Below are 20430 nucleotides of genomic sequence, written 5' to 3'. Positions count from 1 at the left end.
AAGGCGCGTCTCCTGATTGAGCCTTGCAGTTCCTCAGCGGCCGCCCAGGTCGCGCACCGCGCCGCGGTCCGCGCTCGTGGCGAAAGCCGCATAGGCTTTCAGCGCCGTCGTGACATTGCGCTTGCGATGTTCGGCCGGATGCCAGCCCTGCTCTTCCTGTTCGGAACGGCGGGTCGCAAGTTCGGCATCGCTGATGCGCAGGCTGATCGTGCGGTTCGGGATGTCGATATCGATCATGTCACCGGGGCGCACCAAGCCGATCGTGCCGCCGTTCGCCGCTTCCGGCGAAACGTGGCCGATCGAGAGGCCGGAGGTGCCACCGGAGAAGCGGCCGTCGGTGATCAGCGCGCACGCCTTGCCGAGGCCCTTCGACTTCAAATAGCTCGTCGGATAGAGCATTTCCTGCATGCCGGGGCCGCCCTTCGGCCCTTCGTAGCGGATGACGACGACGTCGCCCGCGACGACCTCGTTGCTGAGGATTGCTTTGACCGCAGCATCCTGGCTTTCGTAGACCTTGGCCGGACCGGAGAATTTCAGGATCGATTCATCCACGCCCGCCGTCTTCACGATGCAGCCGTCGAGCGCGAGGTTCCCCTTGAGGACAGCCAGGCCACCATCCTTTGAGAACGGATGCTCGACCGAGCGTATGACACCCTTTTCCCGGTCGGTATCGAGCTCTTCCCAGCGCGCGCTCTGGCTGAAGGCGACCTGCGTCGGAATGCCGCCGGGGGCCGCGAGGTAGAAGTCGCGAACCGTTTCGCTGCTGGTGCGGGTGATATCCCAGCGGTCGATAGCGTCACCCAGGGTCTCGGCATGAACGGTCGGGCAGTCGCGGTTCAGCAGACCGCCCTTGTCCAGTTCCCCGAGGATCGACATGATGCCGCCGGCGCGGTGGACGTCTTCCATGTGCACGTCGGCCTTGGCCGGCGCCACCTTGGAAAGGCACGGCACGCGGCGCGACAGCGCGTCGATGTCGGCGAGCGTGAAATCGACCTCGCCTTCATGGGCGGCAGCCAGGATGTGCAAAACGGTATTGGTCGAGCCGCCCATGGCGATATCGAGTGCCATGGCGTTTTCAAAGGCCTGCTTGGAAGCGATCGTGCGCGGCAGCGCCTTGACGTCGTCCTGCTCGTAGTAGCGGCGGGCAAGATCGACGATCAGGTGCCCAGCCTCGACGAAGAGGCGCTTGCGGTCGGCATGAGTTGCAAGCGTCGAGCCGTTGCCCGGCAGTGACAGGCCGAGCGCTTCGGTCAGGCAGTTCATGGAATTGGCCGTGAACATTCCCGAGCACGAGCCGCAGGTCGGACAGGCCGAGCGCTCGATCGTCTGTACATCCTCGTCGCTGATTTTGTCGTCAGCGGCGGCAACCATGGCATCGACCAGATCGAGCGCATGCTTCTTGCCCTGCAGCACGACCTTGCCGGCTTCCATCGGGCCGCCGGAAACGAAGACCGACGGGATGTTGAGGCGCAGAGACGCCATCAGCATGCCGGGGGTGATCTTGTCGCAGTTCGAGATGCAGACCATGGCGTCGGCGCAATGGGCGTTGACCATGTATTCGACACTGTCGGCGATCAGTTCGCGCGACGGCAGCGAATAGAGCATGCCGTCATGGCCCATGGCGATGCCGTCGTCGACGGCGATCGTGTTGAATTCCTTGGCAACGCCACCGGCCGCTTCGATCTCGCGGGCGACCAGCTGGCCGAGATCCTTCAGATGCACGTGGCCCGGCACGAACTGGGTGAAGGAATTCACCACCGCGATGATCGGCTTGCCGAAATCCGAGTCCTTCATGCCCGTTGCGCGCCAAAGGCCGCGCGCGCCCGCCATGTTGCGGCCGTGAGTCGTGGTTCTGGAACGGTAAGCTGGCATCGGTTTCTTCCTTGATCTGCGGAAATTGCGCGGACGATGCGGAACGGCAAGAAAGCTTGCAGGCCGGGCAGCCGCTGCATTTTGGAATTGTCCTAATCCAATCGGCCGGGGCTGTCACTACCGGCAACTGCAAATCCGGTACGCCGCCCATTTGCGCGCATCGGACATATACGGTGGATCGTAGGCTTTTGTTACAGGCTATTCCATCACACCCGAACACAAAAAATTGGCTTCCCGAAAGCAATCTTCAAGGCCTACACAGTCATCCAAAGACGCTGCTGATGCGTTTACCGAGATAACGGGCCGTTCCCGGCCCAGGAGGATTTCGAAATGCCGGCTTATCATCCGCCAAAGATCCCCTCCACGGAGGTCACGCCGCGCCAGGTCTATCTCCGCCGCCGCGAGTTGCTTGGGGCTGCAACGCTCGGCGCCATGGCGCTCTATGGGGCAGGCAAGGCGAGCGCTGCGGCACTTTCCGTCATTGAGAGCAAGTACAAGGTCGATGAAAAGACCACGCCGCTGAAGGATGTGACGACCTATAACAACTTCTACGAATTCGGCCTCGACAAGGCTGATCCCTCAGCCCTGTCCGGCGACTTCAAGCCTCTGCCCTGGACCGTCAAGGTCGACGGCATGGTCGGCAAACCGGGCACCTTCGATATCGAGGCACTGATCAAGGAGTTTCCGATCGAGGAGCGCGTCTACCGCATGCGCTGTGTCGAAGCCTGGTCGATGGTGATCCCATGGAACGGCTTCCCGCTGGCAGCCCTGCTCGACAAGGTGGAGCCGCTGGGCAGCGCCAGATACGTCGCCTTCGAAACCGTCGTCCGGCCGGAGGAGATGCCGGGCCAGAAAGGCCTCTTCCAGTCACTCGAATGGCCTTATGTCGAGGGCCTGCGCCTCGACGAGGCCCGTCACCCGCTGACGCTGCTTGCCGTCGGGCTCTATGGAGAAACGCTACCGAACCAGAACGGTGCGCCGATCCGCCTTGTCGTGCCGTGGAAGTACGGCTTCAAGGGCATCAAGTCGATCGTGAAGATCACGCTCACCGACCAGCAGCCGAAGAACACCTGGCAGGTCACCAATCCGCAGGAATACGGCTTCTACGCCAACGTCAATCCGGCGGTCGATCATCCTCGCTGGAGCCAGGCAAGCGAACGGCGCATCGGCGAAAGCGGCTTCTTCGGCGCCAGCCGCCATCCGACGCTGCCCTTCAATGGTTACGCCAATGAGGTCGCAAGCCTCTATTCCGGTATGGACCTGAAGGCGAATTTCTGATGACGGATTTTTCCCTTAGGCTTGCGAAACGCTGGCAGCCGGCATCCGTGTGGCTGCTCTACGTGGCGGGGCTTCTGCCTGCTGCCTGGTATTTCTACCTCGGCGCCACCGACGGCCTCGGCGCAGATCCGGTGAAGACCTTCGAACTGCTCCTCGGCATATGGGCGATCCGCTTCCTGATCCTGACGCTCGCCGTCAGCCCTGCCCGCGAACTCTTCGGCTGGAATTATCTGCGCTACCGCCGTTCCCTCGGCCTTCTATGTTTCTACTATGTGGCGATGCATTTCACCGTCTACATGGTGCTCGACCAGGCATTGATCATCCAAGCTGTCATCGATGATGTCGTGAAACGGCCTTTCATCATGTTCGGCATGGCGGGGCTGACGCTGCTCATTCCACTTGCGCTCTCATCCAACAATTTCTCGATCCGCCGCCTCGGGCCGAACTGGGTCCGCCTGCACCGCCTCGTCTACATCGTGGCAGCCTGCGGCGCACTGCACTTCGCCCTCTCGACCAAGGTCCTCGGCCTCGAGCAATACATCTATGTCGGCCTGCTGATCCTGCTGATCCTCTACCGCTCCTGGCGACCGATCGCCCGCAGCAGGAAACGCGGGCAAGGACGGCAAGCCGGCCGGGCGGCGGCGACCGCAGCTTGAGCCTGCAGCATCAGCCTATCACGGTCCCTTGATGAAGCAGCATTTGCCATCCGGTTTCCGAGTGCTTCCAAATTGAGCTGCGCAAAACATGTCGCTCAAATCCATCCCCTCTTGTGCGGCGAGTTCGATAGGTCAACAAAGCCGCGTCCGAAGATATGATGGTGAGCGAATAATCGTAGGCCAGCAATTCGCCAGGATCTTCGCTGTCGCTTTCCCGCACGAGAAGATCGATGATCTCCTTACGGCGATAGATCGCTCCGGAACTGCCGAACTCTAAAAAGTCCTCGGAAAGCAGCTTTTCTAGTGCTGTTCTTGAGCGGCGGATGTCGGGGCGGTGAAGCGCCTCTTCGAGAATCCGGATCTCGCTCAGCAGTTCGGCAATCTTTCCATGACCCCTATCCCCGCGTTGAAATCGCCAGCTTCAGATAGCGTCATCAGCCTCCAAACACGACCAGAGGCTACAAACAAGAACAGCCGGGCTTATCAGCCCGGCTGTTCTGCTTCCGGTGAACCGGACAATATCAGGCAGCGACAGCCTGCTCTTCGGCGGCGGTGCGTGCCTTGTCGGCTGCGCCCTTGGCGAAGGTGTCGCGGTCAACGAACTCGATGACGGCGAGTGCGGCGTTGTCGCCCTGGCGGAAGCCGGCCTTCATGATACGCAGGTAGCCGCCGTTGCGGGTTGCATAGCGCGAAGCGATCGTGTCGAACAGCTTCGAAACGACTGCGGCGTCCTTGATCTGCGAGATCGCCTGACGGCGAGCGTGCAGGTCGCCCCGCTTGCCCAGGGTAACGAGCTTCTCAACGATCGGACGGATTTCCTTTGCCTTGGGCAGGGTCGTCACGATCTGCTCATGCGTGATGAGCGAAGCCGCCATGTTGGCGAACATCGCCTTGCGGTGGCTTGCGGTTCTATTCAGCTTGCGGCCGGCTTTACCGTGGCGCATTGCTATTCTCCTTCACATGCAGGCATCTCGCCCGCCGTTTGATGGTTAGTACTGGTCTTCGTACCGCTTGGCGAGATCTTCGATGTTCTCAGGCGGCCATGCGGGCACTTCCATGCCGAGATGCAGGCCCATAGAAGCGAGAACTTCCTTGATTTCGTTCAGCGACTTGCGACCAAAATTCGGCGTGCGGAGCATTTCTGCTTCGGTCTTCTGAATGAGGTCGCCGATGTAGACGATGTTGTCGTTCTTCAGGCAGTTTGCCGAGCGGACCGACAGTTCGAGTTCGTCTACCTTCTTGAGGAGTGCCGGGTTGAAAGCGAGTTCGGTAACTGCTTCTTCTTCGGCTTCCTTCTGCGGCTCGTCGAAGTTGACGAAGACGCCAAGCTGGTCCTGGAGGATGCGCGCCGCAAAAGCGACGGCGTCTTCGCCGGAAACGGAACCATCGGTTTCGATGGTCATCGTCAGCTTGTCGTAGTCGAGAACCTGTCCTTCGCGGGTGTTTTCAACCTTGTAGGACACCTTCTTGACCGGCGAATAAAGGCTGTCGACCGGGATCAGGCCGATCGGAGCATCTTCCGCACGATTGCGTTCGGCCGGAACGTAGCCCTTGCCGTTGTTGACGGTGAACTCCATGCGGATTTCGGCGCCCTCGTCGAGCGTGCAGATGACATGCTCGGGGTTGAGGATCTCGATATCGCCGACCGTCTGGATGTCGCCAGCCGTTACAACGCCAGGGCCCTGCTTGCGCACGACCATGCGTTTTGCGTCATCGCCATCCATCTTGATGGCGATTTCCTTGATGTTGAGCACGATATCCGTCACGTCTTCGCGGACGCCCGGAATCGAGGAGAATTCGTGCAGCACGCCGTCGATCTGCACGGCCGTCACCGCGGCGCCGCGCAGCGAGGAGAGCAGAACGCGACGAAGCGCGTTGCCGAGGGTCAGGCCGAAACCGCGCTCCAGCGGCTCTGCAACGAGCGTCGCCTTGATGCGCGAGTTCGAAGAGAACTCGACCTTGTTCGGCTTGATCAATTCCTGCCAGTTCTTCTGAATCATAGTTTTGCCTTCCGTTCGTTGCCACCATCCAATCGTGGCAACCGAGCTTGAGAAGCACCGGGAGCGTCGACAAGACGCTCACCGGTGTTGTGAGTGGCGATGATCAGACGCGGCGCTTCTTGCGCGGGCGGCAGCCATTGTGCGGGATCGGCGTCACGTCGCGGATGGACGTGATCATGAAACCGGCAGCCTGGAGCGCGCGCAGAGCGGATTCACGGCCAGAACCTGGACCGCAAACTTCGACTTCCAGCGACTTCATGCCATGTTCCTGCGCCTTCTTGGCAGCATCTTCAGCAGCGATCTGGGCCGCGAACGGGGTCGACTTGCGCGAACCCTTGAAGCCCTTGGCACCGGCGGACGACCAGGCGATGGCATTGCCCTGCGCGTCAGTGATGGTGATCATCGTGTTGTTGAAGGTCGAGTTGACGTGAGCCACACCCGACGAAATGTTTTTACGTTCGCGACGGCGAACGCGGACGGCTTCCTTGGCCATTGTATCCCTTTCTTGGATATCCTCACCGCCGTAATGCCAGCGGCTACACCGGAACGGCGCCCTAAAGCTCCGCCCCAAACTCAAAAGAGGCCGGCGCAGACCGCCAGCCTCCAACTCCCGGTTTCCCGGAAATTACTTCTTCTTACCAGCGATCGCCTTTGCCGGACCCTTGCGGGTGCGGGCATTTGTGTGCGTGCGCTGACCGCGAACCGGCAGGCCGCGGCGATGACGCAGGCCGCGGTAGCAGCCCAGGTCCATCAGACGCTTGATGTTCATCGAGGTTTCGCGACGAAGATCACCTTCGACCTGATAGTCGCGATCGATCGTTTCGCGGATCTGAAGAACTTCAGCGTCCGTGAGCTGGTGCACGCGGCGATCAGCCGGGATTCCGACCTTCTCGACGATTTCCTGTGCGAATTTCGAACCGATCCCGTGAATGTAGGTCAGCGCGATAACGACGCGCTTCGCAGTCGGGATGTTGACGCCAGCGATACGTGCCACGCCTATTCTCCTTGAGTTCCAGTTGCCATCAGGCAAGAGGGCTTCGATTATGCCGCCCTCCGAAGGGCCGCTCGTTCAAATTTGGGTTCGTAACATGTCAAAACGACCGAACCCGGACTTCCTTTGGGAAATCCGCGCCGATCGCATCGAATATCGCGAGTTGGCGCGGTGTTTAGCGGAATCAGCGCTGAAAGGCAACCGGTCCCGCCAAGTTTATTTTCAAAGCCTTAAAGCTTCGAAAGGATGGTTTCGATCTCGCCGGTGACGTGATCTATGTCGGCCATGCCGTCCACGCTCTTGAGCTTGCCCTTGGCGTAGTAATAGCCGATCAACGGAGAAGTTTCCTTGTAATAGACCTGAAGCCGCGCCGTCATCGTCTCCGGGTTGTCGTCCGGCCGGCGCTTGAAATGCGTCGAACCGCACTTGTCGCACACACCCTCGCGTTCCGGAGCCTTGTCGGTGTCGTGGTAGACGCTGCCGCATTGTGCGCATGAATAGCGCCCCGCAACACGGCGAATGAGTTCGTCGTCATTGACCTTCAGCTCGATCACGACGGAAAGGTCGAGGCCCTTTGCGCGAAGCATCGTTTCCGTCGCATCCGCCTGGACGAGCGTCCGGGGAAAACCGTCGAGGATGAAGCCGTTTGCACAGTCGGGCTGATCGATGCGCTCGGAGACGATGGCGTTGACGACTTCGTCGGGGACAAGCTTGCCTGCCTTCATCAAGGCATCGGCCCGATTGCCGACCTCGGTTCCAGCGTGAACGGCTGCACGAAGCATGTCACCCGTGGAAAGCTGCGGAATGCCGTACTTCTCCACGACCCGCTGGGCCTGGGTACCCTTGCCCGCACCCGGCGGCCCCAAAAGTATGAGTCTCATCGCCCCCTCTTTCCTCCACGCAACTTCGATTTCTTGATCAGGCCTTCGTACTGCTGTGCAATCAGATGACCCTGGATCTGAGCCACCGTATCAAGAGTTACGCTAACCACGATCAAAAGCGAAGTACCACCAAGGGCTAATGGGATGCCCGTTTGCGACACGAGGATCTCAGGCAGGATGCAGACGAAGACGAGATAGATCGCACCGATGACCGTGATGCGGGTCAGGACGAAATCGATATATTCGGCGGTGCGCTCGCCTGGACGGATGCCGGGGATAAAGCCGCCATGCTTCTTCAGATTGTCGGCCGTGTCCTTCGGATTGAAGACGATGGCCGTGTAGAAGAAGGCGAAGAAGGCGATCAGCGCCGCATAGAGCAGCATATAGAGCGGCTGGCCGTGGCCGAGCGCCGCAACGATCGCCGTCGCCCAGGACGGCAGCGACGTCGTGTTTGCAAAGCCCGCCACGGTCGCAGGCAGAAGCAGCAGCGACGAGGCGAAGATTGCCGGGATGACGCCCGAGGTGTTCAGCTTCAGCGGCAGGTGCGACGTATCGCCCTGAAACATGCGGTTGCCGACCTGACGCTTCGGATACTGGATCAGCAGCCGGCGCTGGGCGCGCTCGACGAAGACGATGACGGCGATAACGGCCATCGCGATCACGATGACGGCGAGAATCAGCGACGTCGAAAGCGCACCGGTGCGGCCGAGTTCGAGCGTGCCGGCAAGTGCGCTCGGAAGACCGGCAGCGATGCCTGCGAAAATGATCAGCGAAATGCCGTTGCCGATACCGCGCGAGGTGATCTGCTCGCCGAGCCACATCAGGAACATCGTGCCGCCGAGCAGCGTGATGACGGTGGAAATACGGAAGAACCAGCCCGGATCGACCACGAGGCCGCTGCCGCTTTCAAGGCCGACCGCAATGCCATAGGCCTGCAGCGCGCCGAGCAGCACGGTGCCGTATCGGGTGTACTGGTTGATGATCTTGCGGCCCTGCTCGCCTTCCTTCTTCAGGTTCTCGAGCGCCGGCACGACCGAAGTCATCAGCTGTACGATGATCGAAGCGGAGATATAGGGCATGATGCCGAGCGCGAAGATCGCCATGCGCTCGACGGCGCCACCCGAAAACATGTTGAAGAGGCCGAGAATGCCGCCCGCCTGGCCGCGAAAGGCCTGGGCATAGGCTTCGGGATTGAGGCCCGGAAGCGGAATGTGCGTTCCAAGACGATAGACGAGGAGAGCTGCAAGCGTGAACCACAGTCGCTTCTTGAGATCCTCGGCTTTGGCGAAGGTCGAAAAACTTAGATTGGAAGCCAATTGTTCCGCTGCAGACGCCATGCGATTCTCCGCGCTACCAATTCGGGCGCTTCGTGCGAGTGCCGGACCCGGAATCAGTATTCAAATTATTCACAATCGGGCTACGGACGGATTGCTGGCGCAACCAATGCCTCACCCTTGATTTCGTCAAAACCGGCATGCTGCGGAGGTGCAACGATGCAGATTCTTGTGAGGCCCACATATGGGAGCAAAATCGCCCGGTGTGAAGCCACCCCGGGCGACATATCATAAGATTATTATTCTGCCGCTGCGGCAGAAAGAAGCGTGATCGAAGCACCGGCCTTTTCGATCTTCTCGATGGCGGGCTTGGAAGCGCCTGCGACTTCGAGCTTGATCTTTGCCTTCAGTTCGCCGTCGGCGAGAACGCGAACGCCGTCCTTGGCACGGCGGATCACACCGGCGGCCTTGAGGGCTGCGGCATCGACAGTCGCCTTGGCGTCGAGCTTGCCGGCGTCGATCGCAGCCTGGATGCGTGCGAGAGAGACGACGACGAAGTCCGCCTTGAAGATGTTCGTGAAGCCGCGCTTCGGCAGACGGCGGTAGATTGGCATCTGACCGCCTTCAAAACCGTTGATGGCGACGCCGGAACGGGACTTCTGACCCTTCACACCGCGACCACCGGTCTTGCCCGAGCCCGAACCGATACCGCGGCCGAGGCGCTTGCGGCTGTGGGTCGAACCTTCGTTATCTCTGATTTCATTGAGTTTCATGATGATAACCTCCGTCTCACTTCTCGTCGACGACGCGAACGAGATGCTGGACAGCACGGATCATGCCGCGAACGGAAGGCGTATCTTCCAGGGTGCGGGTCCGGTGCATCTTGTTGAGGCCGAGGCCGATCAGCGTCTGGCGCTGTACAGCCGGCCGGCGAATCGGGCTGCCGATCTGCTCGACGGTAACCGTCTTCGCTTCGGTCTTCTTGGTAGCCTTAGCCATGGGTCAGACTCCTCTTATTCTTCAGAGGCGTTGCCGGAGGCGGCACGGCGAGCCTGAAGCGTAGCATACTTGATGCCGCGCTGAGCTGCGATGTCCTTCGGGTGAACCTGGTGCTTCAGGGCGTCGAAGGTTGCGCGAACCATGTTGTACGGGTTCGAGGAACCGGTCGACTTGGCGACAACGTCGTGAACGCCGAGCGTTTCGAAAACGGCGCGCATCGGACCGCCGGCGATGATGCCGGTACCGACCTTGGCCGAGCGCAGCAGAACCTTGCCGGCGCCATGGCGGCCATGGACGTCGTGATGCAGAGTGCGGCCTTCACGCAGGGGAACGAAGATCAGCTCGCGCTTGGCGGCTTCCGTAGCCTTGCGGATCGCTTCGGGTACTTCGCGTGCCTTACCGTGACCGAAGCCTACGCGGCCTTTCTGGTCACCGACGACGACGAGAGCGGCGAAACCGAAACGGCGGCCACCCTTAACAACCTTGGCGACGCGGTTGATCGCGACAAGCTTGTCGACGAATTCGCTGTCGCGCTCTTCGCGGCTCTGGCGATCTTCGCGAGAACCCCTTCTTTCCTGTGCCATTGTCCTCTTCCTTTTTCTTTTCCGGGTGCAATCGGCAAATAAACGAGGACCGCATCAGTCTCCCGTAAGGAAGCGTTTGCGGCCCGGTGAAAATCCGGCCGCCGTCAAAAGACGCGCGGCCGGAAACCTCTTTAGAAGGTCAGACCGCCTTCGCGGGCCGCTTCGGCAAGTGCCTTGATGCGGCCGTGATAGATGAAGGCGCCACGGTCGAATACGACCTCCTTGACGCCTGCCTTGGAGGCGCGCTCTGCGACAAGCTTGCCGACGAGGGCAGCTGCCGCGGTATCGGCACCGGTCTTCAGAGAACCGCGCAGATCCTTATCGAGCGTGGAGGCAGCCGCAAGCGTCTTGCCGGCCACATCATCGATGATCTGTGCGTAGATGTTCTTCGAGGAGCGATGAACCGACAGGCGCGGACGGCCATTGGCCACCGCCTTGAGTTGACGGCGCACGCGGTTGGCACGACGTGCAAGTGCTTCTTTCCTGCTAGCCATTTCGCGTGATCCTTACTTCTTCTTGCCTTCTTTGCGGACGATGCGCTCGTCAGCATACTTCACGCCCTTGCCCTTGTAGGGCTCGGGACCGCGATATTCGCGGATTTCGGCGGCGACCTGGCCGACCTGCTGCTTGTTGATGCCGGTGACGACGATTTCCGTCGGCTTCGGAACAGCGATCGAGATCCCGACCGGCGGCTCATAGACCACGTCGTGGCTGAAACCGAGAGCCAGCTGCAGGTTCTTACCCTGCATGGACGCACGATAACCAACGCCGTTGATTTCGAGCTTGCGCTCGTAACCGTCCTTGACGCCCTTGAAGATGTTCTCGATCATCGTGCGGGACATGCCCCACTTTGCGCGAGCATCCTTGGTCTGGTTGAGCGGCGTGACCACGACCGCGTTATCTTCGAGCTTTACGCCGACTTCGTCGTTTGCGACGAAGAACAGCTCGCCCTTCGGGCCCTTTGCAGTAACCTTCTGGCCATCGACCGTAGCCGTGATCCCAGCAGGTACCTGAACGGGCTTCTTACCGATACGAGACATTTTTAAATCCTGTCTGTTCGCAATGGAGGTTTCTGCCCTGTCTTAGAAGACAGAGCAAAGAACCTCGCCACCAACGTTCTGTTCGCGAGCCTGGTGATCGGCCATCACGCCCTTCGGGGTCGAAAGGATGGTGATGCCGAGACCGTTCGCGACCTGCGGAATGGACTTGACCGAGACATAAACCCGGCGGCCCGGCTTGGACACACGGCCGATCTCGCGGATCACCGATGTGCCTTCGTAGTACTTCAGCTCGATGCTGAGTTCCGACTTGCCATTGCCGAAATCGACAACGGAATAGCCACGGATGTAGCCTTCGGACTGCAGGACATCGAGAACGCGTGCACGGAGCTTGGACGCAGGCGTCGAAACCGACGACTTGCGGCGGGAAGCGCCGTTGCGGATGCGAGTGAGCATATCGCCCAACGGATCAGTCATTGTCATCTAACCTGCTCCTTACCAGCTCGACTTGACGATGCCCGGCACCTTGCCGAGATTGCCCAGTTCACGCAGCGCGATACGCGACATGCGCAGTTTGCGGTAGTACGCGCGCGGGCGGCCCGATACTTCGCAACGGTTGCGAATGCGGGTCTTCGATCCATCGCGCGGCAGGGATGCCAGCTTGATCGAGGCCTTGAACCGCTCTTCGATCGGAAGAGACTGGTTCATGATGATCGCCTTCAGGGCTGCGCGCTTGGCAGCCTGATTTGCGACCGCAGTACGGCGGCGCTTGTTCTTTTCAACTGCGCTTGTCTTCGCCATGTCAGGTTCCTTTTCTACGCTCGTCGTTACGGTTACTGACGGAACGGGAAGTTGAACTCTGTCAGCAGAGCCCGTGCTTCGTCGTCCTTCGTTGCCGTCGTGCAAACGATGATGTCCATGCCCCACATCTGATCAACCTTGTCGTAGTTGATCTCAGGGAACACAATGTGCTCCTTGATGCCCATGGCGAAGTTGCCACGGCCGTCAAAGCTCTTCGGGTTCAGGCCGCGGAAGTCGCGAACGCGCGGAAGCGCGATGTTCACGAGACGGTCCAGGAACTCGTACATGCGGGCGCCGCGCAGGGTGACCTTGGCGCCGATTGGCATCTGCTCGCGGACCTTGAAGCCAGCGATCGAGTTGCGTGCACGGGTGATCACCGGCTTCTGGCCGGCGATCGCTGCCAGGTCGGCTGCAGCAATGGTCGGCTTCTTCGAATCAGCCGTTGCTTCGCCAACACCCATGTTGATCACGATCTTGTCGAGCCTCGGGATCTGCATCTCGTTGGCATAGGAGAACTTCTCCTGCATCGCCTTGCGGATGCGCTCGACATATTCCTTCTTGAGCCGCGGCTCATACTTTGCCTCAGCCATCGATCACATCTCCAGAACGCTTGGCCACACGGACCTTCTTGCCGTCAACGACCTTGAAACCGACGCGGGTCGGCTTGCCGTCCTTGTCGACGATTGCAATGTTGGACAGGTGAACCGAGGCTTCCTTGCTGATGATGCCGGCTTCCTGCGTCTGCGTCTGGCGCTGATGGCGCTTGACGACGTTGACGCCTCGCACGACCGCGCGATCTTCCTTCGGCAGAACCTGGAGGACTTCGCCGGTGCGGCCCTTGTCCTTGCCTGCGAGCATGACGACCTTGTCGCCTTTACGAATCTTCTGCATCGTTCCCGCTCCTTACAGTACTTCGGGAGCCAGCGAGATGATCTTCATGTGGTTCTTGGCGCGAAGTTCGCGCGGAACCGGTCCGAAGATACGGGTGCCGATCGGCTCTTTCTTGTTGTCGATGAGGACTGCTGCATTCGTGTCGAAGCGGATGATGCTGCCATCCACGCGACGGATTTCCTTGGCGGTACGAACTACCACCGCCTTCATCACGTCACCCTTCTTCACGCGGCCGCGCGGGATCGCTTCCTTGATCGAAACGACGATGACGTCGCCGATCGAGGCATACTTGCGCTTCGAGCCGCCCAGCACCTTGATGCACATGACACGACGTGCGCCGGAATTATCCGCGACGTCGAGGTTTGTTTGCATCTGAATCATATCAGGTCGCCTTCTTGTTTTACCGGAATGGTTGGGCTTGCGCCCCCTACCCCGGCTCATGAAAATTGTCAGCCCGCCGAACCCGCCTCAAGGGCGGGTACAGACACGGCAATAGCTTGAATAGCGCGGGAAAAATCGTGCCAAGGTGGTTTCCCGACGGGACCTTCCATGCGCTCAAAGCAAAAGAACGCCCGGCATTCGAGCGTTCTGACGCTGCTTCATACAGAAATTTCGGCGAGACGCAAGGCCTCGCGCAAAATTCTGTTACTTGCCCTGGGCGGAAATCACCGTCCAGCGCTTGTCCTTGGAAATCGGCGCGCATTCCTCGATGGATACGGTATCGCCGATCTTGTACTGGTTGTTTTCGTCGTGGGCCTTGTACTTCTTGGAACGACGAACGGTCTTCTGAAGCAGCGGGTGAGCGAAACGGCGCTCAACGCGAACTACGACAGTCTTCTCGTTCTTGTCGCCAACGACAACGCCCTGCAGAATGCGCTTCGGCATGTTGTTCTTCCTTTACGCCTTTGCTTCTGCCGCCTTCTGGCGGGCAATGGTTTTCACGCGGGCGATGTCCTTGCGGACTTCGTTGATGCGCGAGGACTTTTCGAGCTGGCCGGTTGCCTTCTGGAAGCGCAGGTTGAACTGCTCCTTCTTGAGGTTGGCGAGCTTGTCCTTGAGTTGATCGGCCGTGAGGCCGCGGACTTCTTCGGCTTTCATCTGCCTCTCCTTACTCTGCAATGCGCTGAACGAAGCGCGTCTTGACCGAGAGCTTGGCCGAGCCGAGACGAAGCGCCTCGCGGGCGATCTCTTCGGTGACGCCGTCGATCTCGAACATCATTCGGCCAGGCTTGACCTTGCATGCCCAATATTCGACGGAGCCCTTACCCTTACCCATGCGGACTTCGGTCGGCTTTGCGGTTACCGGAACGTCCGGGAACACGCGGATCCATACACGGCCGGCGCGCTTCATGTAACGCGTGATCGCGCGGCGGGCCGCTTCGATTTCACGTGCATTGACGCGGTTGGGCTCCTGAGCCTTCAGGCCGAATTCACCGAAGGCGAGGTCGGAACCACCCTTGGCGACGCCCTTGATGCGGCCCTTGAATTGCTTGCGGTACTTGGTACGCTTTGGCTGCAACATTTTCTTATTCTCCGAACTTATCTGCCACCAACGCTATCAAGCGTTGTCGCGGCGACGATCGCGATCACGGCTTGCCGGACCCTGAGCGTCACCCTCGAGTGCGCGGCGCTCGGAGGCCAGCGGATCGTGCTCAAGGATTTCGCCCTTGAAGATCCAGACCTTGATGCCGCAGATGCCGAATGCGGTTTCGGCTTCAGCCGTACCGTAGTCGATGTCCGCACGCAGGGTGTGCAGCGGAACGCGGCCTTCGCGGTACCATTCGGTACGAGCGATTTCCGCGCCGCCGAGACGGCCTGCGCAGGTGATCCTGATGCCTTCGGCGCCAAGACGCATTGCAGACTGAACTGCGCGCTTCATGGCGCGGCGGAAAGCCACGCGGCGCTCCAGCTGCTGGGCGATCGACTGGGCGACGAGCGTCGCGTCGACTTCCGGCTTGCGCACTTCGACGATGTTGAGGTGCGTTTCGGAGTTCGTCATGTCCGACAGCTTCTTGCGGAGCTTGTCGATGTCTGCACCCTTCTTGCCGATGATCAGACCCGGGCGAGCCGAGTGGATCGTGACGCGGCACTTCTTGTGCGGACGCTCGATGACGACCTTTGCAATACCAGCCTGCTTCAGTTCGCTCATGACGAACTTGCGCATCTTCAGGTCTTCGTGCAGGAGCTGGCCGTACTCGGCATTGTCCGCGAACCAGCGGCTATCCCAGGTGCGGTTGATGCCAAGACGGAAACCGATTGGATTGATTTTCTGACCCATTATGCGGCCTCCTCTTGTGCCTGCACTTCGCGGACGACGATCGTCAGGTGGGCGAACGGCTTCTCGATGCGAGATGCACGGCCGCGGCCACGAGCGTGGAAACGCTTCATGACGATCGACTTGCCGACATAGGCTTCTGCTACGACCAGCGCGTCGACGTCGAGATCGTGGTTGTTCTCGGCGTTGGCGATCGCAGATTCGAGCGTCTTCTTGACGGCGCCTGCGATGCGCTTGCGAGAGAACTCCAGCTCGGCGAGTGCGCGGTCAACCTTCTTGCCGCGGATGGCCGCAGCAACCAGATTGAGCTTCTGTGGGCTGACGCGGAGCGTGCGGGCGACTGCTTGCGCCTCGTTGTCCTTCAGCCGGCGTTCGGCTTTTGCCTTGCCCATCGTTACTTCCTCTTTGCCTTCTTGTCCGCACCGTGACCGTAATAGGTCCGGGTCGGAGAGAATTCACCGAATTTGTGACCGACCATGTCTTCATTGACGCTGACCGGAACATGCTTGCTGCCGTTGTAGACGCCGAAGGTGAGACCGACGAACTGCGGCAGGATCGTGGAGCGACGGCTCCAGATCTTGATTACTTCTGCACGTCCGCCTTCACGAACCTTCTCAGCCTTCTTGAGAAGATAGCCGTCAACGAACGGACCTTTCCATACTGAACGAGCCATTGGAGACTTCCTCTCTTACTTCTTACGCTGATGACGCGAGCGCATGATCATCTTGTCGGTCGACTTGTTCGACCGGGTACGCTTGCCCTTGGTCGGCTTGCCCCACGGGGTAACCGGATGACGGCCACCCGAGGTGCGGCCTTCACCACCACCGTGCGGATGGTCGACAGGGTTCATGACGACGCCGCGGTTATGCGGCTTCTTGCCACGCCAGCGCGAACGGCCGGCCTTGCCATCATTGATGTTGCCGTGGTCCGGGTTGGAAACCGCACCGATCGTCGCCAGGCAGGTGCCGTGGACGAGGCGCTGTTCACCCGAGTTCAGGCGAAGGATCGCCATGCCCTGGTCGCGGCCGACGAGCTGTGCGTAACCGCCTGCCGAACGTGCGATCTGACCGCCCTTGCCCGGCTTCATTTCCACGTTGTGGATGATGGAGCCGACCGGGATGAACTGAAGCGGCATGGTGTTGCCCGGCTTCACGTCGACGGCCTTGTCGGAAGCGACGACCTTGTCGCCGGCAGCGAGGCGCTGCGGAGCGAGGATGTAGGCCTGTTCGCCGTCCGTGTAGGTTACGAGCGCGATATATGCCGTACGGTTCGGGTCATATTCGATGCGCTGAACCGTGCCCTCGACGTCAAACTTGCGGCGCTTGAAGTCGACGAGACGATAGGTGCGCTTATGACCGCCGCCCTGGAAACGGACCGTGATGCGGCCGGCGTTGTTGCGGCCACCCTTGGAGGTCAGGCCTTCCGTCAGCACCTTGACCGGCTTGCCCTTCCACAGGCCAGAACGGTCAACGATGACGAGCTGGCGCTGGCTCGGGGTCGTAGGATTGAATGTTTTCAATGCCATTTTCTTATTCCTCAGAGACCGGTGGAGACGTCGATCGTCTGGCCCTCAGCCAGCGTCACGACAGCCTTCTTCACGTCCTTCTGCTTGCCGACAAAACCGCGGAAACGCTTGGTCTTGCCCTTGCGGAGCAGAGTGTTGACGGCCGTGACCTTGACGCCGAAGAGCGCCTCGACTGCAGCCTTGATTTCCGGCTTCGTGGCCGCCTTGGCGACGTTGAAAACAACCTGGTTGTTTTCCGATACCAGCGTGGACTTTTCGGTGATCGCCGGCGAGACGATCACATCGTAGTGGCGAAGATCGGTCACTTGAAACGCTCCTCTAGAGCTTCAACGGCAGCCTTGGAAAGCACGAGCTTGCCGCGGCGCACGATGTCGTAAACGTTGATGCCCTGGATCGGCAGAACATCGATGTTCGGGATGTTCTTTGCTGCAAGCTTGAAGTTGCCGTCAAGCTCAGCGCCGCCGATGAAGAGCGCATTGGTCAGGCCCAGCGTCTCAAAAACGGATGCGAGAGCCTTGGTCTTTGCTTCAGCAGCGACCAGATTGTCGATGACGATCACGTCCTCGGACTTGAACTTGGCCGACAGTGCGTGACGCAGACCCAGCGCGCGAACCTTCTTCGGAAGGTCGTGCTCGTGGCTGCGGGCGACCGGACCGTGAGCCTTACCACCGCCGCGGAACTGCGGGGCGCGAGCCGAATGGTGACGAGCGCGGCCCGTACCCTTCTGCTTGTACATCTTGGCGCCGGTGCGCGAAACGTCCGCGCGGCCCTTTGCCTGGTGGGTGCCCTGCTGCTTCTTGGCAAGCTGCCAGCGGATGACGCGGGCAAGAATGTCTTCGCGGGGCTCGAGGCCGAAAATCGCGTCAGAGAGAGAAACCTTCCCTGCGTCTTTTCCCTCGAGGGTCTTGACGTTGAATTCCATTGGTCCGGCTCCTTACTTCGCTGCCGACTTGACGGCATCGCGCACGATGATCCAGGCACCCTTGGAACCGGGTACTGCACCCTTGATCAGGATCAGACCGCGATCTTCATCGGTCGAAACCACTTCCAGGTTCTGAGTCGTTACGCGCGTCTGGCCCATGTGACCAGCCATCTTCTTGTTCTTGAACACCTTGCCCGGATCCTGGCGCGAACCCGTCGAACCATGCGAACGGTGCGAAACCGACACGCCGTGCGTGGCGCGCAGACCGCCGAAGCCGTGGCGCTTCATGGCGCCGGCAAAACCCTTACCGATGGTCGTACCCGTCACGTCGACGAGCTGACCTGCAGCGAAGTGACCAGCCTTGAGCTCGGTGCCGACCTCGAGCAGATTGTCTTCCGAAACGCGGAATTCTGCGAGCTTGGCCTTCGGCTCGACGTTGGCGACAGCAAAGTTGCCGCGCATCGCCTTGGACGTGTTCTTAACCTTCGCCTGGCCAGCACCGAGCTGAACTGCGGTATAGCCATTCTTTTCTACAGTGCGCGTGGAAACGACCTGGCAGCCTTCCATACGCAATACTGTTACCGGGACATGCTCGCCGGCGTCGTTGTAGACGCGGGTCATTCCCACCTTCTGTGCAATCACACCTGAACGCATCGGTTCAATCCTTCCAAATCCGCTCGAGCCAGGCTCAGAGCTTGATCTCAACATCGACACCGGCGGCCAGATCGAGCTTCATCAGCGCGTCCACCGTCTGCGGGGTCGGGTCTACGATGTCGAGGAGGCGCTTATGCGTGCGCATCTCGAACTGCTCGCGGCTCTTCTTGTCGATGTGCGGGGACCGGTTGACCGTAAACTTCTCGATGCGGGTCGGAAGCGGAACGGGGCCCCGGACACTAGCTCCGGTGCGCTTCGCCGTCGACACAATCTCGCGCGTGGAAGCATCGAGAATTCGGTGATCGAACGCCTTCAGGCGAATGCGGATATTTTGGCCGTTCATTCGACGTTATCCTTGTGTTTGTTCTTCGCGTGCCAACAAAACGGCACGGGCTGTTCTACTTTTTCCTAAGGCGGACCACCGGTTTCAAAGATCGAAGGGGACACCGAAACGATGTCCCTTTCCAGTCTCCAGGCCTTAAGGCCCACCTTATCTGTTCATTGCCTGCCTCGAAGCCGAAGCAGAAGCAAATCGCGCTCGCGCGCCATTTGCTACATTTTTATGTCATAAGCAAGCGGCCCTGGGCCGCTTGCTTAAAAGATTACTCTACGATCGATGCAACGATACCGGCGCCGACGGTGCGGCCGCCTTCGCGGATGGCGAAGCGCAGCTTTTCTTCCATGGCGATCGGCACGATCAGCTCGACGTCAACCGTGACGTTGTCACCCGGCATCACCATTTCCGTGCCTTCCGGCAGCGTCACGATGCCCGTCACGTCCGTCGTGCGGAAGTAGAACTGCGGACGGTAGTTGGTGAAGAACGGCGTATGACGGCCGCCTTCTTCCTTCGTCAGGATGTAGGCTTCAGCCTTGAACTTCTTGTGCGGCTTCACCGAACCCGGCTTGCACAGGATCTGGCCACGCTCGACGCCGTCGCGGTTCACGCCGCGGATCAGTGCGCCGATGTTGTCGCCGGCCTGGCCCTGGTCGAGCAGCTTGCGGAACATTTCAACGCCGGTCACCGTCGTCTTCGAGGTCGGGCGGATGCCGACGATCTCGACTTCTTCGCCAACCTTGACGATACCGCGCTCGACGCGGCCGGTCACGACCGTACCGCGGCCCGAGATCGAGAACACGTCTTCGATCGGCATCAGGAACGGCTGGTCGATCGGACGCTCAGGCGTCGGGATGTAGGCGTCCACCTGAGCCATCAGCTCGCGGATCGCGTCTTCGCCAATCTTCTTGTCGGAATCTTCAAGAGCAGCCAGCGCCGAACCCTTGACGACCGGAATGTCGTCGCCCGGGAAGTCGTAGGACGACAGCAGTTCGCGCACTTCCAGCTCGACGAGTTCGAGAAGCTCGGCGTCGTCAACCTGGTCGACCTTGTTCAGGAACACCACGATTGCCGGAACGCCCACCTGGCGGGCGAGCAGGATGTGTTCGCGGGTCTGCGGCATCGGGCCGTCGGCAGCCGAGCAGACCAGGATCGCGCCGTCCATCTGTGCGGCACCGGTGATCATGTTCTTGACGTAGTCGGCGTGGCCGGGGCAGTCAACGTGCGCGTAGTGACGGTTGGCCGTCTCGTACTCGACGTGCGCCGTCGAAATCGTGATGCCGCGGGCCTTTTCTTCCGGCGCAGCGTCGATCTGGTCATACGCCTTGAACTCGCCGAAATACTTCGTGATCGCCGCCGTCAGAGACGTCTTGCCGTGGTCAACGTGGCCGATCGTGCCGATGTTAACGTGCGGCTTGTTGCGCTCAAACTTACTCTTTGCCATTTTCGGCTCTCCATTCTGCTAGTCCCCGAAGGGATCTAATTCTTGTTATCG

General features: G+C 60.1%; 32 protein-coding genes. 2 read left to right on the top strand and 30 right to left on the bottom strand.

Annotated features, from left to right (window positions below; genetic code table 11):
• Window positions 1-33: 33 nt before the first annotated feature.
• Entirely contained in the window at window positions 34-1872 is a 1839-nt protein-coding gene (gene ilvD / locus EV130_RS21665) for a dihydroxy-acid dehydratase (RefSeq protein ID WP_132552198.1), read from the bottom strand.
• A gap of 330 nt (window positions 1873-2202) precedes the next feature.
• On the opposite strand from ilvD, the gene msrP reads away from it, so the two are divergent.
• Both msrP and msrQ read left to right on the top strand, forming a co-directional pair.
• Window positions 2203-3150 (top strand): protein-methionine-sulfoxide reductase catalytic subunit MsrP, encoded by a 948-nt coding sequence (gene msrP, locus EV130_RS21660; protein WP_074060962.1) that lies wholly within the window; start codon window positions 2203-2205, stop codon window positions 3148-3150.
• Complete coding sequence (gene msrQ, locus EV130_RS21655) at window positions 3150-3806, top strand: protein-methionine-sulfoxide reductase heme-binding subunit MsrQ (RefSeq protein ID WP_132552197.1); 657 nt, start codon at window positions 3150-3152, stop codon at window positions 3804-3806. The genes msrP and msrQ overlap by 1 nt, the downstream gene beginning before the upstream one ends.
• A gap of 10 nt (window positions 3807-3816) precedes the next feature.
• Here the strand turns inward: msrQ and EV130_RS21650 are convergent, their stop codons facing one another.
• From EV130_RS21650 to tuf, 29 genes are all read right to left on the bottom strand, one after another.
• Complete coding sequence (locus EV130_RS21650) at window positions 3817-4161, bottom strand: nuclear transport factor 2 family protein (protein WP_281032146.1); 345 nt, start codon at window positions 4159-4161, stop codon at window positions 3817-3819.
• 166 nt (window positions 4162-4327) lie between these two features.
• Entirely contained in the window at window positions 4328-4750 is a 423-nt protein-coding gene (rplQ, locus tag EV130_RS21645; protein ID WP_022718370.1) for a 50S ribosomal protein L17, read from the bottom strand.
• A gap of 45 nt (window positions 4751-4795) precedes the next feature.
• Complete coding sequence (locus EV130_RS21640) at window positions 4796-5806, bottom strand: DNA-directed RNA polymerase subunit alpha (RefSeq protein ID WP_022718371.1); 1011 nt, start codon at window positions 5804-5806, stop codon at window positions 4796-4798.
• A 103-nt stretch (window positions 5807-5909) separates the two neighbouring features.
• The gene (gene rpsK, locus EV130_RS21635; RefSeq protein ID WP_022718372.1) at window positions 5910-6299 is read right to left on the bottom strand and encodes a 30S ribosomal protein S11; all 390 of its coding nucleotides are present in this window, start codon (window positions 6297-6299) and stop codon (window positions 5910-5912) included.
• A gap of 132 nt (window positions 6300-6431) precedes the next feature.
• Window positions 6432-6800 (bottom strand): 30S ribosomal protein S13, encoded by a 369-nt coding sequence (gene rpsM, locus EV130_RS21630; protein WP_022718373.1) that lies wholly within the window; start codon window positions 6798-6800, stop codon window positions 6432-6434.
• Between the two features lie 227 nt (window positions 6801-7027).
• Window positions 7028-7678, bottom strand: a complete 651-nt coding sequence (locus EV130_RS21625) for an adenylate kinase (RefSeq protein WP_132661291.1) — start codon at window positions 7676-7678, stop codon at window positions 7028-7030.
• Entirely contained in the window at window positions 7675-9015 is a 1341-nt protein-coding gene (gene secY, locus EV130_RS21620; RefSeq protein WP_074060959.1) for a preprotein translocase subunit SecY, read from the bottom strand. The genes EV130_RS21625 and secY overlap by 4 nt, the downstream gene beginning before the upstream one ends.
• Before the next feature lie 236 nt (window positions 9016-9251).
• Complete coding sequence (gene rplO / locus EV130_RS21615) at window positions 9252-9725, bottom strand: 50S ribosomal protein L15 (protein WP_074060958.1); 474 nt, start codon at window positions 9723-9725, stop codon at window positions 9252-9254.
• A gap of 16 nt (window positions 9726-9741) precedes the next feature.
• On the bottom strand, window positions 9742-9951 hold the full coding sequence (gene rpmD / locus EV130_RS21610; RefSeq protein WP_022718377.1) for a 50S ribosomal protein L30: 210 nt from the start codon (window positions 9949-9951) through the stop codon (window positions 9742-9744).
• A 14-nt stretch (window positions 9952-9965) separates the two neighbouring features.
• Window positions 9966-10535 (bottom strand): 30S ribosomal protein S5, encoded by a 570-nt coding sequence (gene rpsE / locus EV130_RS21605; protein ID WP_022718378.1) that lies wholly within the window; start codon window positions 10533-10535, stop codon window positions 9966-9968.
• A gap of 131 nt (window positions 10536-10666) precedes the next feature.
• The gene (gene rplR, locus EV130_RS21600; RefSeq protein WP_074060957.1) at window positions 10667-11029 is read right to left on the bottom strand and encodes a 50S ribosomal protein L18; all 363 of its coding nucleotides are present in this window, start codon (window positions 11027-11029) and stop codon (window positions 10667-10669) included.
• A gap of 12 nt (window positions 11030-11041) precedes the next feature.
• Window positions 11042-11575, bottom strand: coding sequence for a 50S ribosomal protein L6 (gene rplF, locus EV130_RS21595; protein ID WP_022718380.1), 534 nt, complete (start codon window positions 11573-11575; stop codon window positions 11042-11044).
• A 42-nt stretch (window positions 11576-11617) separates the two neighbouring features.
• On the bottom strand, window positions 11618-12016 hold the full coding sequence (gene rpsH, locus EV130_RS21590) for a 30S ribosomal protein S8 (RefSeq protein WP_022718381.1): 399 nt from the start codon (window positions 12014-12016) through the stop codon (window positions 11618-11620).
• 12 nt (window positions 12017-12028) lie between these two features.
• The gene (rpsN, locus tag EV130_RS21585; RefSeq protein ID WP_074060956.1) at window positions 12029-12334 is read right to left on the bottom strand and encodes a 30S ribosomal protein S14; all 306 of its coding nucleotides are present in this window, start codon (window positions 12332-12334) and stop codon (window positions 12029-12031) included.
• A 32-nt stretch (window positions 12335-12366) separates the two neighbouring features.
• Window positions 12367-12924, bottom strand: a complete 558-nt coding sequence (rplE, locus tag EV130_RS21580; protein WP_022718383.1) for a 50S ribosomal protein L5 — start codon at window positions 12922-12924, stop codon at window positions 12367-12369.
• Entirely contained in the window at window positions 12917-13225 is a 309-nt protein-coding gene (rplX, locus tag EV130_RS21575; protein ID WP_022718384.1) for a 50S ribosomal protein L24, read from the bottom strand. Before rplX ends, rplE begins: the two co-directional genes overlap by 8 nt.
• A 12-nt stretch (window positions 13226-13237) precedes the next feature.
• On the bottom strand, window positions 13238-13606 hold the full coding sequence (gene rplN, locus EV130_RS21570) for a 50S ribosomal protein L14 (protein WP_018900268.1): 369 nt from the start codon (window positions 13604-13606) through the stop codon (window positions 13238-13240).
• A gap of 264 nt (window positions 13607-13870) precedes the next feature.
• Entirely contained in the window at window positions 13871-14110 is a 240-nt protein-coding gene (gene rpsQ / locus EV130_RS21565) for a 30S ribosomal protein S17 (RefSeq protein WP_003547557.1), read from the bottom strand.
• A gap of 12 nt (window positions 14111-14122) precedes the next feature.
• Window positions 14123-14323, bottom strand: a complete 201-nt coding sequence (rpmC, locus tag EV130_RS21560) for a 50S ribosomal protein L29 (protein WP_022718385.1) — start codon at window positions 14321-14323, stop codon at window positions 14123-14125.
• Window positions 14324-14333: 10 nt separating this feature from the next.
• A complete protein-coding gene (rplP, locus tag EV130_RS21555; RefSeq protein ID WP_022718386.1) occupies window positions 14334-14747 on the bottom strand; it encodes a 50S ribosomal protein L16 in 414 nt (137 codons plus the stop codon).
• A 36-nt stretch (window positions 14748-14783) separates the two neighbouring features.
• Window positions 14784-15503, bottom strand: a complete 720-nt coding sequence (gene rpsC / locus EV130_RS21550; RefSeq protein WP_022718387.1) for a 30S ribosomal protein S3 — start codon at window positions 15501-15503, stop codon at window positions 14784-14786.
• Complete coding sequence (rplV, locus tag EV130_RS21545) at window positions 15503-15892, bottom strand: 50S ribosomal protein L22 (protein ID WP_074060955.1); 390 nt, start codon at window positions 15890-15892, stop codon at window positions 15503-15505. Before rplV ends, rpsC begins: the two co-directional genes overlap by 1 nt.
• A gap of 2 nt (window positions 15893-15894) precedes the next feature.
• On the bottom strand, window positions 15895-16173 hold the full coding sequence (rpsS, locus tag EV130_RS21540; RefSeq protein WP_007531666.1) for a 30S ribosomal protein S19: 279 nt from the start codon (window positions 16171-16173) through the stop codon (window positions 15895-15897).
• A 15-nt stretch (window positions 16174-16188) separates the two neighbouring features.
• Entirely contained in the window at window positions 16189-17025 is an 837-nt protein-coding gene (gene rplB / locus EV130_RS21535) for a 50S ribosomal protein L2 (RefSeq protein ID WP_074060954.1), read from the bottom strand.
• A gap of 11 nt (window positions 17026-17036) precedes the next feature.
• Window positions 17037-17330 carry a 50S ribosomal protein L23 gene (locus EV130_RS21530; RefSeq protein ID WP_022718390.1) on the bottom strand — a complete coding sequence of 98 codons (294 nt, stop codon included), beginning with the start codon at window positions 17328-17330 and terminating at the stop codon, window positions 17037-17039.
• Complete coding sequence (gene rplD / locus EV130_RS21525; protein WP_022718391.1) at window positions 17327-17947, bottom strand: 50S ribosomal protein L4; 621 nt, start codon at window positions 17945-17947, stop codon at window positions 17327-17329. Before rplD ends, EV130_RS21530 begins: the two co-directional genes overlap by 4 nt.
• A 12-nt stretch (window positions 17948-17959) precedes the next feature.
• Complete coding sequence (gene rplC, locus EV130_RS21520) at window positions 17960-18601, bottom strand: 50S ribosomal protein L3 (RefSeq protein WP_022718392.1); 642 nt, start codon at window positions 18599-18601, stop codon at window positions 17960-17962.
• Between the two features lie 34 nt (window positions 18602-18635).
• Window positions 18636-18944 (bottom strand): 30S ribosomal protein S10, encoded by a 309-nt coding sequence (rpsJ, locus tag EV130_RS21515; protein ID WP_003547547.1) that lies wholly within the window; start codon window positions 18942-18944, stop codon window positions 18636-18638.
• 259 nt (window positions 18945-19203) lie between these two features.
• A complete protein-coding gene (gene tuf / locus EV130_RS21510; protein ID WP_039844630.1) occupies window positions 19204-20379 on the bottom strand; it encodes an elongation factor Tu in 1176 nt (391 codons plus the stop codon).
• Window positions 20380-20430 lie beyond the last annotated feature (51 nt).

Source organism: Rhizobium azibense (assembly GCF_004342325.1).
GTDB lineage: Bacteria > Pseudomonadota > Alphaproteobacteria > Rhizobiales > Rhizobiaceae > Rhizobium > Rhizobium etli_B.
The sequence above is the reverse complement of the archived record's forward strand: the minus strand, read 5'-3'. Positions and strand labels throughout refer to the sequence as shown.